At 38.2% G+C, this 17,037-nt stretch carries 21 protein-coding genes; 20 read left to right on the forward strand and 1 reads right to left on the reverse strand.

All coding sequences use genetic code 11. The annotated features are described in order from the left end of the window. Positions 1-165 precede the first annotated feature (165 nt). Positions 166-2,421, forward strand: a complete 2,256-nt coding sequence (locus H5087_RS03320) for an acyl-CoA dehydrogenase (protein ID WP_149603631.1) — start codon at positions 166-168, stop codon at positions 2,419-2,421. Between the two features lie 191 nt (positions 2,422-2,612). Here H5087_RS03320 and H5087_RS03325 read toward each other — a convergent pair whose 3' ends face one another. Then, positions 2,613-3,581 (reverse strand): integron integrase, encoded by a 969-nt coding sequence (locus H5087_RS03325; RefSeq protein WP_182671156.1) that lies wholly within the window; start codon positions 3,579-3,581, stop codon positions 2,613-2,615. 304 nt (positions 3,582-3,885) lie between these two features. Between H5087_RS03325 and H5087_RS03330 the strand changes: the two genes are divergently transcribed. The 19 genes from H5087_RS03330 (at position 3,886) to H5087_RS03415 (ending at position 16,962) form a co-directional block, all read left to right on the forward strand. Then, complete coding sequence (locus tag H5087_RS03330) at positions 3,886-5,004, forward strand: IS91 family transposase (RefSeq protein WP_182671157.1); 1,119 nt, start codon at positions 3,886-3,888, stop codon at positions 5,002-5,004. Positions 5,005-5,298: 294 nt separating this feature from the next. Next, positions 5,299-5,733, forward strand: coding sequence for a DUF695 domain-containing protein (locus tag H5087_RS03335; protein WP_182671158.1), 435 nt, complete (start codon positions 5,299-5,301; stop codon positions 5,731-5,733). Positions 5,734-5,850: 117 nt separating this feature from the next. Next, positions 5,851-6,102 (forward strand): zinc ribbon domain-containing protein, encoded by a 252-nt coding sequence (locus H5087_RS20325; RefSeq protein WP_404936092.1) that lies wholly within the window; start codon positions 5,851-5,853, stop codon positions 6,100-6,102. A gap of 133 nt (positions 6,103-6,235) precedes the next feature. Continuing rightward, positions 6,236-6,664, forward strand: coding sequence for a hypothetical protein (locus H5087_RS03340; RefSeq protein WP_182671159.1), 429 nt, complete (start codon positions 6,236-6,238; stop codon positions 6,662-6,664). 122 nt (positions 6,665-6,786) lie between these two features. Beyond that, positions 6,787-7,368, forward strand: a complete 582-nt coding sequence (locus tag H5087_RS03345) for a hypothetical protein (RefSeq protein WP_182671160.1) — start codon at positions 6,787-6,789, stop codon at positions 7,366-7,368. Between the two features lie 443 nt (positions 7,369-7,811). Further along, positions 7,812-8,156 (forward strand): ribonuclease E inhibitor RraB, encoded by a 345-nt coding sequence (locus tag H5087_RS03350; RefSeq protein WP_182671161.1) that lies wholly within the window; start codon positions 7,812-7,814, stop codon positions 8,154-8,156. Between the two features lie 123 nt (positions 8,157-8,279). Further along, positions 8,280-8,651: a hypothetical protein gene (locus tag H5087_RS03355; protein ID WP_182671162.1), complete on the forward strand. Its 372-nt coding sequence runs from the start codon at positions 8,280-8,282 to the stop codon at positions 8,649-8,651. Positions 8,652-8,735: 84 nt separating this feature from the next. Further along, complete coding sequence (locus H5087_RS03360; RefSeq protein ID WP_152995660.1) at positions 8,736-9,269, forward strand: hypothetical protein; 534 nt, start codon at positions 8,736-8,738, stop codon at positions 9,267-9,269. 66 nt (positions 9,270-9,335) lie between these two features. After that, positions 9,336-9,752 (forward strand): hypothetical protein, encoded by a 417-nt coding sequence (locus H5087_RS03365; RefSeq protein WP_182671163.1) that lies wholly within the window; start codon positions 9,336-9,338, stop codon positions 9,750-9,752. Positions 9,753-10,277: 525 nt separating this feature from the next. Beyond that, complete coding sequence (locus H5087_RS03370) at positions 10,278-10,679, forward strand: hypothetical protein (RefSeq protein WP_182671164.1); 402 nt, start codon at positions 10,278-10,280, stop codon at positions 10,677-10,679. A gap of 114 nt (positions 10,680-10,793) precedes the next feature. Then, positions 10,794-11,090 carry a hypothetical protein gene (locus H5087_RS03375; protein WP_182671165.1) on the forward strand — a complete coding sequence of 99 codons (297 nt, stop codon included), beginning with the start codon at positions 10,794-10,796 and terminating at the stop codon, positions 11,088-11,090. A 122-nt stretch (positions 11,091-11,212) separates the two neighbouring features. Further along, positions 11,213-11,899: a hypothetical protein gene (locus H5087_RS03380; protein ID WP_182671166.1), complete on the forward strand. Its 687-nt coding sequence runs from the start codon at positions 11,213-11,215 to the stop codon at positions 11,897-11,899. Between the two features lie 105 nt (positions 11,900-12,004). Next, positions 12,005-12,250, forward strand: coding sequence for a DUF6868 family protein (locus H5087_RS03385; protein WP_182671167.1), 246 nt, complete (start codon positions 12,005-12,007; stop codon positions 12,248-12,250). A 115-nt stretch (positions 12,251-12,365) separates the two neighbouring features. Beyond that, positions 12,366-12,590, forward strand: a complete 225-nt coding sequence (locus tag H5087_RS03390; protein WP_024591715.1) for a hypothetical protein — start codon at positions 12,366-12,368, stop codon at positions 12,588-12,590. An 87-nt stretch (positions 12,591-12,677) separates the two neighbouring features. Further along, a complete protein-coding gene (locus tag H5087_RS03395; protein ID WP_024591716.1) occupies positions 12,678-13,103 on the forward strand; it encodes a hypothetical protein in 426 nt (141 codons plus the stop codon). A 124-nt stretch (positions 13,104-13,227) separates the two neighbouring features. Next, the gene (locus tag H5087_RS03400; protein ID WP_024591717.1) at positions 13,228-13,710 is read left to right on the forward strand and encodes a hypothetical protein; all 483 of its coding nucleotides are present in this window, start codon (positions 13,228-13,230) and stop codon (positions 13,708-13,710) included. A gap of 270 nt (positions 13,711-13,980) precedes the next feature. Beyond that, positions 13,981-14,937 (forward strand): phosphotransferase, encoded by a 957-nt coding sequence (locus H5087_RS03405; RefSeq protein WP_182671168.1) that lies wholly within the window; start codon positions 13,981-13,983, stop codon positions 14,935-14,937. A gap of 146 nt (positions 14,938-15,083) precedes the next feature. Next, complete coding sequence (gene upp, locus H5087_RS03410; RefSeq protein ID WP_002958676.1) at positions 15,084-15,713, forward strand: uracil phosphoribosyltransferase; 630 nt, start codon at positions 15,084-15,086, stop codon at positions 15,711-15,713. Between the two features lie 10 nt (positions 15,714-15,723). Then, on the forward strand, positions 15,724-16,962 hold the full coding sequence (locus H5087_RS03415; RefSeq protein WP_182671169.1) for a uracil-xanthine permease family protein: 1,239 nt from the start codon (positions 15,724-15,726) through the stop codon (positions 16,960-16,962). Positions 16,963-17,037 lie beyond the last annotated feature (75 nt).

Genomic DNA, 17,037 nt, shown 5'->3' on the forward strand with positions numbered 1-17,037 from the left:
ACTTTTTTTCAGCGTACAACTGTAAGCCTTTGTGTTTCAACAGTTTACGTTCAGGTAAAGAAAATAAATTGAAAAAACTGTTAATTAATTGAATAGAGTAATTGATCTAAACGATTTTTTATGACGTAATGTAGGTATTATTTAGCTGGTCGGATGAGTTCAATCATGAGTTTACGTACAAAACTAAAAAAAGTATTACCAAGTATTTCTATCACAGAACAAGAAGCGCTAGACGCGGGTGATGTATGGCTTGAAGGTTCTATCTACCAAGGTAAACCTGATTTCAGTGCACTTCGCGACGTACCTGCTGCTACATTAAGCGCAGACGAGCAAGCATTCTTAGACGGTCCAGTAAAAGAGTTATTGGGCATGATTGACGATTCAGTGATTCAAAACGGCATTCATTTACCAAATGACATCTTAGAATTTTTGAAAAAAGAGCGTTTTTTCTCGCTTATCATTCCTAAGTCGTTTGGTGGTTTAGAGTTTAGCCCTTATGCAAACTCTACCATTGTTGGCACAATTGCGACTAAAAGCTCAGCAGTTGCGGTAACCGTAATGGTTCCTAACTCGTTAGGCCCAGGTGAGTTATTACTTCACTTTGGTACGCAAGAACAACAAGCACATTACTTACCACGCCTAGCAAATGGTACAGACATTCCATGTTTTGCATTAACAAGCCCAGAAGCGGGTTCTGATGCAGGTGGTATTCCTGATGTTGGTAAAGTAACTAAAGGTATGTACAACGGCGAAGAAGTGCTTGGTCTAGAAATTACCTGGGACAAGCGCTACATTACACTTGCACCTATTGCTACCGTACTTGGTTTAGCATTTAAAGTAGTTGACCCTGATGGTCTGCTAGGTGGTAAAGAAAACCTAGGCATTACCTGTGCACTTATTCCTAAAGAGCACCCAGGTGTAGAGCTTGGTAATCGCCACGACCCAATGGGTATTCGTTTTTACAACGGTACTACACGTGGTAACAAAGTATTTGTACCAATGGATTTTGTTATTGGTGGACAGAAAAACATCGGCCGTGGTTGGCAAATGCTGGTTAGCTGTTTAGGTGCTGGCCGTGGTATTTCATTACCTGCGCTAGGTGTTAGTACAGCACAAGTTGCATTTAAATCAGCATCTGAATACGCAGCAGTGCGTGAACAGTTTGGTTTAGCCATTGGTCAGTTTGAAGGTATTCAAGAAAAACTAGCCGACATTGCAGGTAAAACATACCTACAAGAAGCAATGCGCGTACTTACAACTGAAGGCTTAGGCATGGGTTTAAAACCATCAGTAGTAACCGCAATTGCTAAATACCATATGACAGAGCTTGGTCGCGACGTGCTTGATTCAGCAATGGATATTCAAGCAGGTAAAGCGATTCAAAACGGTCCACAAAATACATTAGCAAGCGGTTATGTTGCTCAGCCGATTGCCATTACGGTAGAAGGCGCGAACATTCTTACACGTAACCTAATGATCTTTGGTCAAGGTGTTATGCGTTGTCACCCATATTTACAATCTATGGTTGAGTCAATTCACAGTGAAGACAAAGGCGCAGATAAAGAATTTAACGGCATTTTGCGTAAAACAATCGGCTACAGCACAGCAAACAGCTTACGTGCTTTCCGCCTTGGTGTTTTACCATTTACAGCAAGTGCTAATTCTGAATTACCAGAAGTACGTGACTACGAAAAAGCAGTACATAAATTATCTGCAAAACTTGCAGTGTACGCAGACTTTTCGTTACTGGTACTTGGCGGTAAGTTAAAACAAGCAGAAATGCTATCGGCACGTTTAGGCGATGTAATGAGCTTCTTATATGCAGCTATGGCATCAATTAAATACTACGAGCAAAAAGTATCAAGTAGTGACCGTGAGCAAGCAGCGCCGTATTTCCATTACGCGACTCGTTTTGCACTACAAAGTGCTGAAGAAGCATTGCATAAGTTTTTAGATAACTTCCCTGCAAGTGGTACACGTAAGTTTATTCGCTTCATTACAATGAACTACTCAACTAAAATGCCAAAAATTAGCGACGATTTAATCCGCGAACTAGCTAAGCAAGCTCAGCTAGATACCGCATTTAAAGCGCAAATCACGCATTTAGTTAAACCAGTAGTGGGCGATGGCCATCATATTAATGAGCAAGCTTACAAAGCTAAAATGGCATCACTTGGCGAGCTGGCTAAAGTTAAAAAAGCATTACGTGCTAAAGTAATTAAGCCAGGTGCACGTTTTAACATCACGCTTGATAACGCACTAGCGGCAAACGTAATCACGCAAGCTGAACACGTTCAGTTAATTGATTACAACATCAAACGTGAAAAAGCGATTCGTGTAGATGAGTTCGATTTTGATATGAACATACTAGACGATAACGCACAGCCAATTAACCCGCTTAAAAGCGTAGTTAATCAGTAAGTTAAAGTAATTAAATTCAATGATGCAAAGCGCCCGCAGTATCGGCGCTTTTATTGTTGATTAAAAAATTAGTGTGGAGCCCCGTTTGTGTAAAAACAAGCGGGGCTTTTTTATGTTTTTTAAAAGTAGAAATAGATGGCGGTATTGGTCTTAAAGCGAATATGTATGCGTAGAGGATTAAAAAGAGACGCTTATAATCTTGAAAAAGGGCTAACAACCCCGTTAGCACCTTGCTGTAGTACATGGGTATAAATTTGTGTAGTTTTAACATCAGAATGGCCAAGCTGAGCTTGAACAGTTCTTATATCGGCGCCACTTTGCAGTAGATGAGTAGCAAAAGAGTGTCTTAATGTATGAGGTGTTATTATTTTTGTTAACCCTGATTTTTGGACGGCTTTTTTAATCTCTTTTCTAATACAAGAGTGATGAAAATGATGTCGCCTTATTTCACCACTTTGAGGATCTGAACTTAATATATGAGAAGGAAATAAATATTGCCACGCAAGCGATTTTGCGGCACTTGAATATTTTTTTGTTAAAGCATATGGCATCCATACGCCAGAATATTTAGTATTATTTAAATCCAGTTTTAAATAGTCATCAACGTTCAAAATTTGATTTCTCAGCATAGGAATTAGCTCTGTGGCCAGCGTAACAATGCGGTGTTTATTACCTTTTCCATTCCATACTTGAATGCATTTATAATCAAAATCAATATCTTTTACTCTTAATTGCACCGCTTCCATTACTCTTAAGCCACTTCCATACATAAGGGCTGCAATTAAATAATAGCGCTTATTTAAATGAGCCATCAACATTTTAACTTCCTCTGGGGTCATCACTACAGGGAGCTTTGCTTGTTTTTTACTACGGGCAAAATTTAAATTTAATGAGAGTTCTTTTTTTATTATGTGCTTGTATAAAAATGACAATGAATTGAGTGCGGTGGCTTGCGTACGTGGTGCAACGTTTTGCTTTAACACTAAATGTTCTAAGTAGCGTTCGACTTCATTGTCCCCCATTGAGGCGGGATGGCGTTTATTATGAAAATGGATATAAGATGCAATCCATCTTAGGTAGGTATCTACGGTGCGTAATGAATACTGACGTACTAACATATAATCGGCTATATAATTTAAAAATGGGGAACGTGTTTTCATACTATTACCAATAATGGCGCTGTTTTTATATACAGTATAGTTGTGATGCACACATATTCAAGAAAATGAGCGGCGAGCGCATTTTCTCTTTTATTGAGAGTTTGAATGCTAATAAAAAATTATATATAGCAATGTGTTAAGTTATTTGGTAAAAATGATTTATAAAATACATGAGCGTATGGTTGGCAGAAATATGCGCGATGAGCGCACTATTAAATTGTTGGACCTGCCTCGCAAGCTCGGGGAAGTGACTTTAAGGCCTAGGTTTCTGGATAAATAAGTAGTGTTGTTCTATCTTTTTTAGATGGAAAAATGGTCAATTCAAAAACTGTTTCAATCGCAACTTGATGGAGCAGCATCCACACTCAACGTCCCCTTATATCAGCTTAAGGCAGCACAAGCGATTAGCGGCTGTCGTACTGAAACTATGGGCAGTCATGCTCAATATTGTGCCAATGGTCATCTTTGTGGCGTATTTTATAATTCCTGCCGACATCGCGGTTGTCCTCAGTGCCAATATGCTGCGAAGGAGCGGTGGTTAGCTCAGTGGTCTGCGCGGTTATTGAATGTTCAGCACCACCATTGGATCTTCACTGTGCCACACGAGTTGCTGATGTTATGGCGATATAATCGTGAATGGTTTCAGAATCAAATGTACGTTGCTGTATCGAATACTATCAAGCAACTTAGTCGTACTAAAGCGCATTTAGGTGCTCAACCGGGCTATTTACTGGCGTTACATACCTGGGGCAGAAACTTGAGTGAGCATCCTCATATTCATTGTTTAATCACCCATGGTGGATTGGACGACTCGGGCAATTGGGCGAAACCTAAGCGTTCAGTGATGTTTCCGGTGAAGATCATGCGGCGTTTATTTCGTGGCAAGTTTTTGTCGGGCATTAAACAAGCTTTAGCCGATGGTAAATTGGTTTTTCCGCCAGAGCAGCAAGCAACACAATTGACTAACCTGAGCAATAAATTGGGTCGAATTGACTGGCAAGTTTATGCCTGTTCACCCTATTCACATGGCTTAGGCGTCGCTAAGTATTTAGCTCGATACATGCGTGGTGGGGCGATAAATAGCAGTCAAATCACCGCAGTAAAAGATAATATGGTGACGTTTAAATATAAATCCCATCAAACTAAAAAGACCGAACGACAGCAGGTTAGCCTGCCCACGTTTAGTTGTATGGTGTTGAAGCACCTACCATTAAAAGGCAAACCGACAATCCGTTATTACGGGGTATATCATCCAACAGTGGTAGACAAACTTAATTTGGCAAGAGCTCAATTTAAACAACCAGTATTTATTGGGATCCAGTTACCTACATGGCAAGACATACTCAATAAATTAGGTACAACATTAAGTTGTCCAGAATGCGGGAGTCAGGAGCGAATAGCGGCGGCACCAGTTAAGCGTTAATTGGGTTTATAGGAACAGTCTGCGCTTAGATGCGGAGCAATAGAGTGTGGGTGAGGGGTTTAAAAAACACCCAAATAACAGTGGTTATAATTGCCAGAGATGGTTATCATTCGAACATAATTAATATGTTTGGCGACTGAGATACGCGATGGTTTTCCACAGCGATACCGGCAGTCCAACAAGGCGATGAATCGGACAAAGCTCTTTTGAATATAATGAAAAACTTAAAAAATTTTAAAGAGATCTTCGCCGTTTATCTTAAACGTTAGGGCTACTCATAAAATGGAGAGTATATTGATTCCTTCTGCAGAAACTTCAGCATGGAATATCGCTGAAGGTGAAAACGACGGTAAACTAAGGTTAATTCGTTACCGACCAGATTTAGAACCGTATATTGGAAGTTCTGACTATTCTAAAAGGTTGGTGATCATTTGGGATTATGAAATAACTAATAATAGCGGTATGCCTTCGGAACAACAAAGCGAAGAAATGAAGAATTTTGAAGATGCTTTAGTTGGAACTCTTGATCCAGAAAGATTAGCTATTTTAGCTTTCGTACTCACAAGTAACGGTTGTCGAGAGTGGCATTACTATGTAAGTGATATTGAGCAAATTGGTCCGAAAATTAATTCAGCGCTTTCTACTTTTCCTAAGTTACCTATTCACCTACAAGTTGAAGATGATCCTGAATGGGAACAAATTAGTATGCTTTACAATATGTGTGAATAATAGCCCTAACAAGCCATTCAAGCAGGACAAATAACAGCTGGCTATTTGCTCCTTCGTCGCTTATTTTAGCCAACTATTATTTGCCTCTTAATGGGGCGTTAGGTATACGGAGAAAGCATGGACGATTTCGATTGGATTGATACAGGATCAGGAGAGCGATTCCACTCTGCAATATACAATTGCCCAGATTGTACTAAAAAGGTTTCATTCGGTGATAATTTCTGTCGGCACTGCGGTATAAAATTCACACCTGTGATGTGCAATCACATGAAGAAAAATTTAAAGCTTCTAGGTAGTAGTAACTTCAAACATTTAGTTATTATTATGCTCATAGTTATGGTTGTTATTTTTGCTACGGTACTTTCTTAGTTTGGTGGCCTTGTATACCTAACAAACTAATAAATAAGGACAAAAAACAGTTGGCTGTTTTCGTTCCTCAACATTTTAGCCAACAATTTTTTGCCCATTATTAGGGCGTTATGCGTAATTCAAAGGTTGAGAAATGAAATCTAGTTTTGTCTTAATATCATTAATGTTTTTATCAGGATGTGCATCTGTCCCTAAGTCAGTAGATGAACTTAGATCAGCAGGTAAAGCTAAAAGCAGTTTTTGCTCCAACAAAGCGTTTAATGAAACTGTTGAAATAATTGAGAGCCAATTAAAAAAATGTTTCGCGCGCGGTAAGCATGAGATTTATGGTGGTACAAGTGATACTTTTATCGAAAAAAGTGGGGTTGGTAGTGATTCAGTTACATTGGCTTCTGTAGCGCATGTAAATTGGAATAGGTTTTACCAAACAATTGTTGATGTAAGCTCTAAAAATAACTGTCCTGTTTTGGTAGAAGCTTATGGTATGTCAGACAACTGGTCTAAAACTACAAGTTTGGTTCAGAGTTGGGTAAGTGGTAACAACCTTGATAAGTGTGACTAAGTTACGCATAACAAGGGTTTTCAAGTCGGACAAATTACAGTTGGCTTTTTGTTCGTGCCTCACTTATTTTAGCCAACTGCAATTTGCCGCTTAAAACGGCGTTATGCTACAAGGAGAGTTCGGTGTTTAAACTAACCATCATTATTACTTCGTTGTTGCTTGTGACTTCATGCGCAACAACTACCCCAAAATTGAATTCAGGCACGCCTGTTAATATTTATGGTGTTTCATCACTATCACCCCAAAATGGCAGTTGGTCTGTTATTACTGCAAGTGGCTACCAAGTTGCTCTTGGAGCTAAAGTGACTGATAACGGTAGTGGCGTTATAAATATGTCTCTTTATGAAATTCCAGAATTCTCTTCGGAAAAAGAATTCTTATCGCACGTGGTCAAGCACAGAGCATCTTCACCTGATATCGGTAGGTTTGAACTTAAAGAAAACGTCGAAGAATTAGTAAACCTTAACGGTGCAACATGCGTAAAGCACAGAACAATTTCACAAGATAACAATGCTAAAATTAATGGTAATAAATCAGCCGTAATGCAAATAGAGTATATTGGGTATAATTGCATACATCCATTTAAAAAATCTGTTGGCGTACATACCGAGTATTCTCTTCGTCATTTTAAAGGTAAAGAGTACCCTGAACTAAATAAAAGTGCAGAAGAGTTTTTTAGTAATATACAATTTAAAGAGCTCTAGTAGCATAACAAGCGCATTAAGACGGGACTGCTAACAGTTTGCTCGGTTCCGCTTCGCTTCACATTTTAGCAAACAATTATCAGCCCCTTATGCGGGCGTTATGAGTTTTATCTAATTGGATTGTTTATTGTTGCTAAAAGGATTTTTCTAAACGTGAATATTCTTTTGCGCTTCATACGAGTTTCGCTATTATAGCTTTGTTAAAGCCACTAATAGAATTTGCCTTTATAAAGAGATTTTGTGGCAAATCCATTAGTTCAGGCTGGTTTTATTTAGTAGCTCAAGTTAGAGTTTATCTACAAATTGGGTGTTTACTATTAGTGTAGTATTTTGAGTTAACCTAAGTTACTCATAACAAGCAAATCAAGTGGGACTAATTCTCACTTCGTTCGTTATTATGCCAGCAATAATTAGCCCCTTATTTGGGCGTTAGGTACCTTAAAATGTCTGTAATCTCGAAACTAATGGAAGCAACCGAAGCCGATACAGATGTGCTTCGAAGTCTTGATTCTAATAACGATGACTTTAGTAAATTCAGAGAGGTAGATTTTACCTTCAAGTGTGAAAGCAAAGATAAAGCCGATACCATTGCCGGGTTCCTAGATGATTACCAATATGGAAGAGCAAATGTGATTACAGAAGACGATCAATATATGGTTCAATTGCTAATCGAAATGCCTGTAACACAAAATATCATACTTTGCGTTTCAGGCTTTATGACTTGTCTTGCAGAGTTATATAACGTTGAGGTTGACGGTTGGGGATGTATTGCACAAAACGGTACCTAACAAGAAAATCAAGCAGGACGCCTAACAGCTGGCTGTCGTTCGTGCCTCACTAATTTTAGCCAGCTATTAAGCGCCTCTTATTTAGGCGTTAGATAGCTTGGAAGATCGCGAGGGAATTTGAAAATGGATGCAATAAAAGATCTAGAAAACGAACATCCTATTGCCTCTCATTGGCGACCAATTATTAAGCGCGCTGTAGATGCATTTTCACAAAATGATTTTGGACTCTCGACACCGATAGAAAATATTCAACCTATACCAGTCGACATAGCACTTGCTAACAAAAGTTATGTAGCAGATTATGGAGAGGTTCTAATCAACCTGCCTGAAGAAACTTGGGAAACATCTTGTGCTCAATGGATGGGTGATTATTGGCAAATTATAGTCGACCTTTTTACCGAAAATGAAGGGCGGAGTGACTTAGTATTAAACGGTCGAGTAATGGAAAAAAACGGTAATATAAGTTTAGAGATAGGGTTAATTTATGTGCCATAACGAGGTGGCGCAATCTAACAAAACCATCAACCGGATTTGTGGAAAAGCACCACAAACCGGTTATGGAAAGTGTTAGCTGTACTCATGAAAACTGATAAAACGTCTCAATTTCTGTGGTTCATTTTCCTAATACTAGGTGTTTGGTTTTCAATCGAAACCGTGAACAGTACCTTTTTCGGCTTTGAGCTAGCAATAGGTACTGCTCTGTTTGGTTTAATTATAGGGCTTGTCTTACACAAAAAGCGTAACCCATCTGAGCTTTGGGATAGTTTTGTAGATAAGAGGAATTTTTTTAGAAGTCAGCGTAGAACAACTTATATGTTCTTTTTTCTCGCCGTTGTAGGTTTCTTGAACTCTTACATGTTAGTTGGTGAGCCGGAGTATTTTGATACTGAAATAATCGAAAAAAGAATCAGCAGAGGGAAGTCGACTAGTTATATATTGGCTATAGCTCCAGAAAAATTCGGCACGCTAGATCTAAAAGTTGGCGAAGAATTTTGGAATTCTCAATCAGTGGGCAATACGCTCGTGATTTCGGTGCAAGAAAATATTTTTGGTTTGTATGTGGTTACGGATTACAGTACAGCTAACAAAACGCTTAAAAAATCGGACACGTAACAGTTGGCTCGTTTCCGCTTCGCTTCAATTTTAGCCAACTATTACTTAGCCGTTTAGCGCGGCGTTATGTACCTAAATATGAACCTGAGCTCGTTTAATCAATTGATAATAAGTTTGTCTGCTGGAATTACAGCGTTAGACTTTGCTTTTTTACCTTCAAAAGACGGCGTATTTTCATCTTTATATATTGTTCCTATCGCTTTACTTTTAATTTTTGCATTGTCCTTATTAACATCTAAACGTAATTACAAAATCGCAGCTTTTAAAATAGCCCTCGCTTATTCAATGTATAGCGCAATGTTTGTTGGTGTTTTACTCCCATTTGGGCAAGCTATTTCATTTCTAATTGAGTCAGGTTTTAATTTTCAAAGTTGGCAAAATATATATGGTAAATGGGCATTAATACAATTTGGTTCGGGTATCGTATTTAGTATCATTTCGCTCTATGCATTTTTCGGTTTAAAGCGTAATATCGGTACATAACAAGCTAATTAATAAGGACAAAAAACAGTTGGCTGTTTTCGTTCCTCAACATTTTAGCCAACAATTTTTTGCCCATTATTAGGGCTTTATGTGTCTTCGGAGGTTCGGTGCTTAAAAAAGGATTAGTTGCACTATTCATTGTTTGCTTCTTCTACTCTTGGTTTGTTGCTGATACTTGCAGTTTTGATCAAGAATATGCGCATTCTAAGGTTGTGAAGTATCTAACTAGCAAGTCACTACCAATTGAATACTTAAAATTCGACTCAGAATATTCGGAGGAATGTAGGTTTTCGTACATGTATGAAGGTGCAGGTGAAAAAATTCATTTTGTCATTATTGATGACTTTGTTCGTGGTGCAAAACTAAATATGTGGGACTTCAATAAGCAAGGTGAATAAGCCACATAACAAGGCTTTAAAGTCGGACAAATAACAGTTGGTTTTTGCTCCTTCGTCGCCTATTTTAACCAACTATCATTTGCCGCTTAAAGTGGCGTTATGCGTCTCGATAAAATGGAGTTTCTAATTGACCTATGAATTCAAATCTAAATTTTGGTCAAACTTAAAAGTCACGTTTAAATTCGTTGGAATTGTGCTACTTGGATTAATCATAAAAATAACAATCGATGAACTCCAAGAAGGTGAAATTGAAGATCCAACCGCACCTTTAGTGTTGTTAACTTTTATACCAACACTTTTAATTGGTGTTTTCGCTTATACAAAATTAAAACTATCAAACTTAAATAAATACCTTTGCTCACTTGTTTTCGCATTTGCTATTTCATTTTCTGTGTTAGTACTTTATTTTATTGCAGTAGCTCTTGGTTCAACTGAAATAAATATAAGGTTAGCCAAATTTTTTACAATATTAATTTTTGCGTGTACGACGTTGCTATATCTTCAATTGCCATGGCAAAAAGACGCATAACAAGCTGTTCAAGCGGGACTGCTAACAGTTGGCTCGGTTTCGCTTCGCTACACATTTTAGCCAACAATTATCAGCCCCTTAACAGGGCGTTAGAAGTGCCAGAAGGATCTGCAAATGTCTTATTACAACTGCACTATTTTAAAGACCGCTGCAAAAGTCTCTTTTTTACATATTTCTTGGCTTGTTGCCCTAATTGGAATTCCGATTGTATTTTTTAGGGATGGCTTAGACTTAGTAGAAAAGTCACTATTGTTTAGTGGATTATTATTCTTTTTCTGGTTTGTATATTTACTTTTTTGCATTACATTTCATAGGCTAAGTATGCGAAATGAGCATAACAAATTTGGCTACCTTGCAAAGGATGACCTCGAAAAAGGCAAAGAAGTTGGTACACATTTGGAGGGTTGGTAGCATGGCACTTCTAACAAAACGCTCAAGCTCGCTCCCTCTGGTCGCAGGGACGCCTATACGCGGGGCGGCTTCGCCATTATGCCCCACGCATCTGCGCCCCTTAGCTTAAAGTTAGGTAACCAATGATATTCCGAGACGTACAACTAATTAACGCTGGAAAACATAGCGAAGAGAAATTAGCTCAAAATCGGTATTTGATGGCTTATTGGGAAAACTTGCGGGATATATTTTGCACCCTTTTACCCAACAAGTTCGATTTTTACGGGATATCTAAGTTAAATATTTATCTTGGTCCCTTCGAAGGTGAAAACTTTACTGAAGCATCTACAGATGGAATAGCAATTTATCGTCGATGCGATTTTGATTTTAGCGAATTCAAAAAACTTCCCGAACAGGATAAAAATGAACGATCTCTATTTTATGTAAGAGATTCCTTGCTCGTGCTTTGCAAAAGATTTGAACTGTCCGATCAGGTATCTGAAGTTATAAGAACAGTCTCTAAACAAGTTTTAGAGAGTAATTTTGAGCTAAAACGCGAATATAAAAAAACGACAAAGTGGAATAAAGCAAGGAACTTGAGAGCAATAACCGAGTTGAATCATAAAGTTGGCGGTATAGATGTTAATTTCACTTTAGTGAATAAACAAGGTGTTACTTTGGCTAGGCATTGCTTATTTAGCAATGCAATTTGGAATACAGTTTGGTTTGAGTTATTTGTAGGTACATGGGAAGAGTCTAATTTCATTATCGAAAATAGAGTAGGTAAAAGGGTTTTTATTTTTAATAGCCATGGCGAAATGGTTACCTAACAAGGCGCTGTTGTCGCCACTTTCGTGGCTGGGATGGCTTACGCTGCGCTCCAGCCGCCCCAAAGCTTAGCGTTATGCAGAACCAATATTACGGAGAAATAATCAATGATTGGCGTAAATGAACTTACTTCCTTTTTCGGTTGGTGTACTGTAATAAATCTTGGTGTTTATTTGTTTTCAGCGTTTTTTATTATCGTATTTAAAAGTTTTACGATTAATATCCACAGTAAAATTATAGGCGTTGAGGCTTCTGATTTACCAAATATGTATTTTAAGTTTTTGGGAAATTATAAAATAGGCATATTACTTTTAAACTTATCACCGTATATTGCATTAAAATTAATAGTTTAGTGTAAAGTTCAGCATAACAAGCCATTCAAGCAGGACTTTTTCCGCTTCGCTTCACATTGTAACTAACAATTAAAAGCCTCTTAAATGGGCGTTATATGCAAAAGGAGAATCGCGTATGAATATCAATGCAACACTATTAGGAGAGATAATATTTATCTCTGGGATCGTTATCGGTGTCCTTAGTTATTATTTGGCTAAACGTAAAACTAGCACACCTAAAATAGCTACATTTATAGGCGTGCTATTAGCATTTATTCCGCCACTCGGTTTAATTTATATTGCCATTCTAGTGTTAAAAAATGACATTAATCAAAACAATACTACTGAGGCTGTTGAGTAATTTGCATATAACAAACAAATTATGGCGCGACGCGCAAACAGCGCGCGCCGCATATTCGAATCGTTATACGTCGAACAGGCATCAAGGATGATTTTTAATAAATTCATGAGAGTATTCAAAGAAACGAAAGGGATGCCAAAGTTATTCCGGTTTCAGCATATGCTCAACTCAATTACATATTCACTGATGGTGCTTTTTGCTTTCTGGCCTTGGCCAAACGGAGAGTATTCGTTGAATGGGCGTAGCCTTACTTATCAAGAATTTTGGTTAACAGGTATGGCGCCCGGCTTTCTGTTATTTAGCATACTAATCATTGCAATTTGCTTTGCTTCAGTGAATAAACACTGGGCTGGCCGTGTTGGTACTTTTTTATACTGGGCATCTATTATTGCCTTCATGTCTTTTTATTCTTTAACTGGGGTTGTAATAGGTGGGGCAATAATAGCTGTTTGGGCGTACTATGTGTTCTATAGCACTGGCATGAGGCAGTTTTTTGTTCAATCAAACGTATAACAAAAAAATTAAGTTCGCCCGCTGCGCGGGCTGGGGCACAAACATGTGGGCTGCTCACTTCGTTCGGATTTTAGCCCACATGCCTGCGCCCCTTATTTAAAAGTTATGTAACCAAGGAAGAATCGTGAAATTCTGGAGAAACTCGTCCACAGAACATTATCCAATGTGGAAAGCATTCTTGATGTACATCTGGGTAATACCTGGAGTTCCGATAGGAACCTTTTTAGGTGTTTATTTCTTAGAGGCTCGTAATAGGAGCGATGATGAATTATTACTTAGCTTGCTTAACTATCGTTTAGATTTTACTTTGATTATTTTATTTGGTGTTGGTTTTATCCTTTGGGTTTGGTCTATTAGAGCTTTAAGTAAGCCTGTTTTTCAAATTCATCAAAATAGGTTGTACTTTTACGGTTATGGCTTTTTTAAAGATGACATTGCACTTGATTCACTTCAAGAAATACGCTCCTATAATCTTGGTCCGCTGGGTCACCTAATAGACTTTAAATCTAAAGTCGGTATTACCTTTAGATCTTTTGCTTTTCTATCAAACATTAATAAAAGTAAATTAGAAAAGTTTTTTGAGGAAAGTGGTATAAAGGTTACATAACAAACCATTCAAGCAGGACATTGCTCCTCACCCGTTTTAGTGGACACCTCCTCATCACTTTGAAGAGGCTAAAATGCCTAAATATACTCAACCTAGGAAGACATGGTTTTACCCAGTTAATTTCAAAATCAAAGTGCAGTGGCATAGTGATTTTGGCCACTATTTATATACAAACTTGTATAAAACCAAGTGGGGCTTTTTTATGCCGTAGTTTTATTAAAAACGTCCACTAATGTTAAACTACAAAAAACTTAATTACTTAATATAGCTATGGCATTTTATCTTCCTTTAATACAGCGTCATTTTAAGCAAATTGAAATTGGCGATACGCTTACATCCCTTTGGAGTGGGTGTGGCAATATTGTGCAGTGCCAGCTTGATGATAAGCCATGTGTTATTAAAGCGATTAAAATACCCAGTTATATACACCATCCTAAAATTAAACAAAGTGAATTTTCGCTTAAAAGAAAGCAGCACTCATATAGTGTTGAATACACATTTTATAAGCTTTATAACCAGCATTTACCAGTACATGCGCAAAGTATTGAATGTATAAGCGCAATTAATAAAGACGATGAATACGCGCTGGTGTTTAAGGATTTCACCAAACATGGGTTTACTCAAGCAGGGCCACAACATGTTAAAGCTATATTAAAGTGGCTTGCGCACTTTCATGCGTTTAACTTAAGTGAACCCGCTAATGGGTTATGGCAGCAAGGCAATTATTGGCATTTAAGCACGCGACCAGATGAGTTTAATAAATTAAAAACAAGCGAAAATGAAAAGTCCGATATTAAAAATGCTGCACATAAAATAGATGAGCAGCTACAAAGTTGTGCGTATAAAACGCTGATTCATGGCGATGCAAAACTTGCTAACTTTGCAGCAAATGAGCGCGATGAAATACTCGGTTATGATTTTCAGTATATAGGTGCAGGTTCTGGGATAATTGATGTAATGTATTTTATGACCAGTTGCTTAAGTGATGCACAATTACACGAGTGCGCTGATGAGTATCTTGCGTATTATTTTGATAATTTAAAGGCTGCTATTACAACTTATCATCCTACAGCACCAGCAGGTAAAATAGCTGACGATTGGCTCGCTTTATGGCCTGCTGCATGGGCTGACTTTTATCGATTTTTAGCTGGCTGGAGCCCCGAGCACCAAAAAATAAATAGTTATATGCAACAGCAAGTAAACAGCTGGTTAGCGAATAACATTTAATAAACACAACGGGTTGATTGCTTGCATAAATATCAAGCAAAACAATACATTTTGGCACGATGTATGAAAATCTCTTTAAAACTACAGGTCAAATGACCTTTTTTAATATAAAATACTGCAAATTCTTGTATCAGTAGGTTTATATCATGGCAATTCACGTTATTTCACACCCTCTTGTTCAACATAAACTAGGCCTAATGCGAGCGCATGGTATTAGTACTAAAAGCTTTCGTGAATTATGTTCTGAAGTTGGAACCTTATTAACTTACGAAGCAACTAAAAACCTACAGTTAGAAGATAACGAAATTACAGGCTGGGATGGCAATAAGTTAAAAGTAGAGCATATTAAAGGTAAAAAAATTACCGTAGTGCCTATTTTACGCGCAGGTCTTGGCATGATGGACGGTGTTATGCAGTTATTACCAGCCGCTAAAGTAAGTGTGGTTGGTCTTGAACGTAACGAAGAAACACTAGAACCAGTACCATATTTTGAAAAGCTCGTTGGTAATATTGATGAGCGCTTAAGCTTAGTTATTGACCCTATGCTTGCAACAGGTGGCTCAATGATTGCTACAATCGATATGCTTAAAAAAGCAGGCTGTAAAGAAATCAAAGTAATTGTATTAGTAGCTGCACCAGAAGGTGTGGAAAAAACACTTACAGCACATCCCGACGTAGAAATATTTACAGCCTCTGTAGATAGCCACTTAAACGAAAAGGGCTATATTATCCCTGGTTTAGGCGATGCGGGCGACAAAATATTCGGTACTGTTTAGGAGTCTTTAAGTGCAAAATAATGACACCTTTTCAATAAAAACTATTTTAACGGGCGCGCAAATGCTGTTTGTAGCATTTGGTGCGCTGGTATTAGTGCCACTTTTAACGGGCTTGGATCCTAATGTTGCGCTTTTTACCGCTGGCATTGGTACTTTGCTGTTTCAGGTAGTGACTAAAGGCCAAGTGCCTATATTTTTAGCTTCATCGTTTGCTTTTATTGCACCCATTATTGCCGCTGTGCAAATGTGGGGCGTGCCAGCCACTATGGGCGGCTTAATGGTGGCCGGCTTTTCTTATATGCTTTTAAGTTTATTAGTGAAATTTAAAGGCGTTGCAACGCTTCATAAAATTTTACCGCCTGTGGTTGTGGGCCCAGTAATTATGGTTATTGGTTTAGCGCTTGCACCTGTTGCTGTAAATATGGCGATGGGTAAAAGTGGCGACGGCAGTATTCAAATTATTGATTACAACAGCGCTATTTATATTTCGTTGTTCTCGTTAGTGGTTACGCTTATTTTTGCAGTGTGGGGAAAAGGCGTATTTAAGCTTATACCTATTCTGGCAGGGGTTGTAGCGGGTTATTGTTTATCGCTTGCAATGGGCGTTGTGCAATTTGACGCAGTAACTAACGCACAGTGGTTTGCTGTACCAAACTTCACATGGCCTGAGTTTAAATGGCAGGCTATTTTGTTTATGGTGCCTGTAGCAATAGCACCTGCAATTGAGCATATTGGCGATATGATGGCTATTAGCCAAGTAACCAATAAAGACTTTTTGAAAAAGCCTGGGCTTCACCGTACTTTGTTTGGTGATGGCCTTGCGACGTCTGCCGCATCATTATTTGGCGGCCCGCCTAACACAACTTACTCAGAGGTAACGGGAGCAGTTATGCTTACCAAAAACTTCAATCCTAAAGTAATGATGTGGACAGCCATTATCGCCATTATTTTAGCCTTTGTTGCTAAAATGGGATCTGGCTTACAGACTATACCTGTACCTGTAATGGGCGGCATTATGATTCTACTTTTTGGCTCTATTGCTGTAGTGGGTTTAAATACATTAGTTAAGTCGGGCGATGATTTAACAGCACCACGTAACTTAAGTATTGTTGCACTTATTTTGGTGTGCGGTATTGGCGGTATGCATATTGGTGGTAGCCAATTTAGTTTAGAGGGCGTAAGTTTATGCGCTATTTTAGGCATTGTGCTCAACCTTGTATTACCTAAGGCGCAGCCTCAAGAGAGTTAATAGTGCACGTAAGTTAAAAATATTGCACCATAATAGCGCATTTTTAATGCGCTATTTTTTTAACTTGTTAATAAA

This window comes from Pseudoalteromonas sp. SR43-7 (assembly GCF_014163785.1).
Classification (GTDB): Bacteria; Pseudomonadota; Gammaproteobacteria; order Enterobacterales; family Alteromonadaceae; genus Pseudoalteromonas; species Pseudoalteromonas distincta.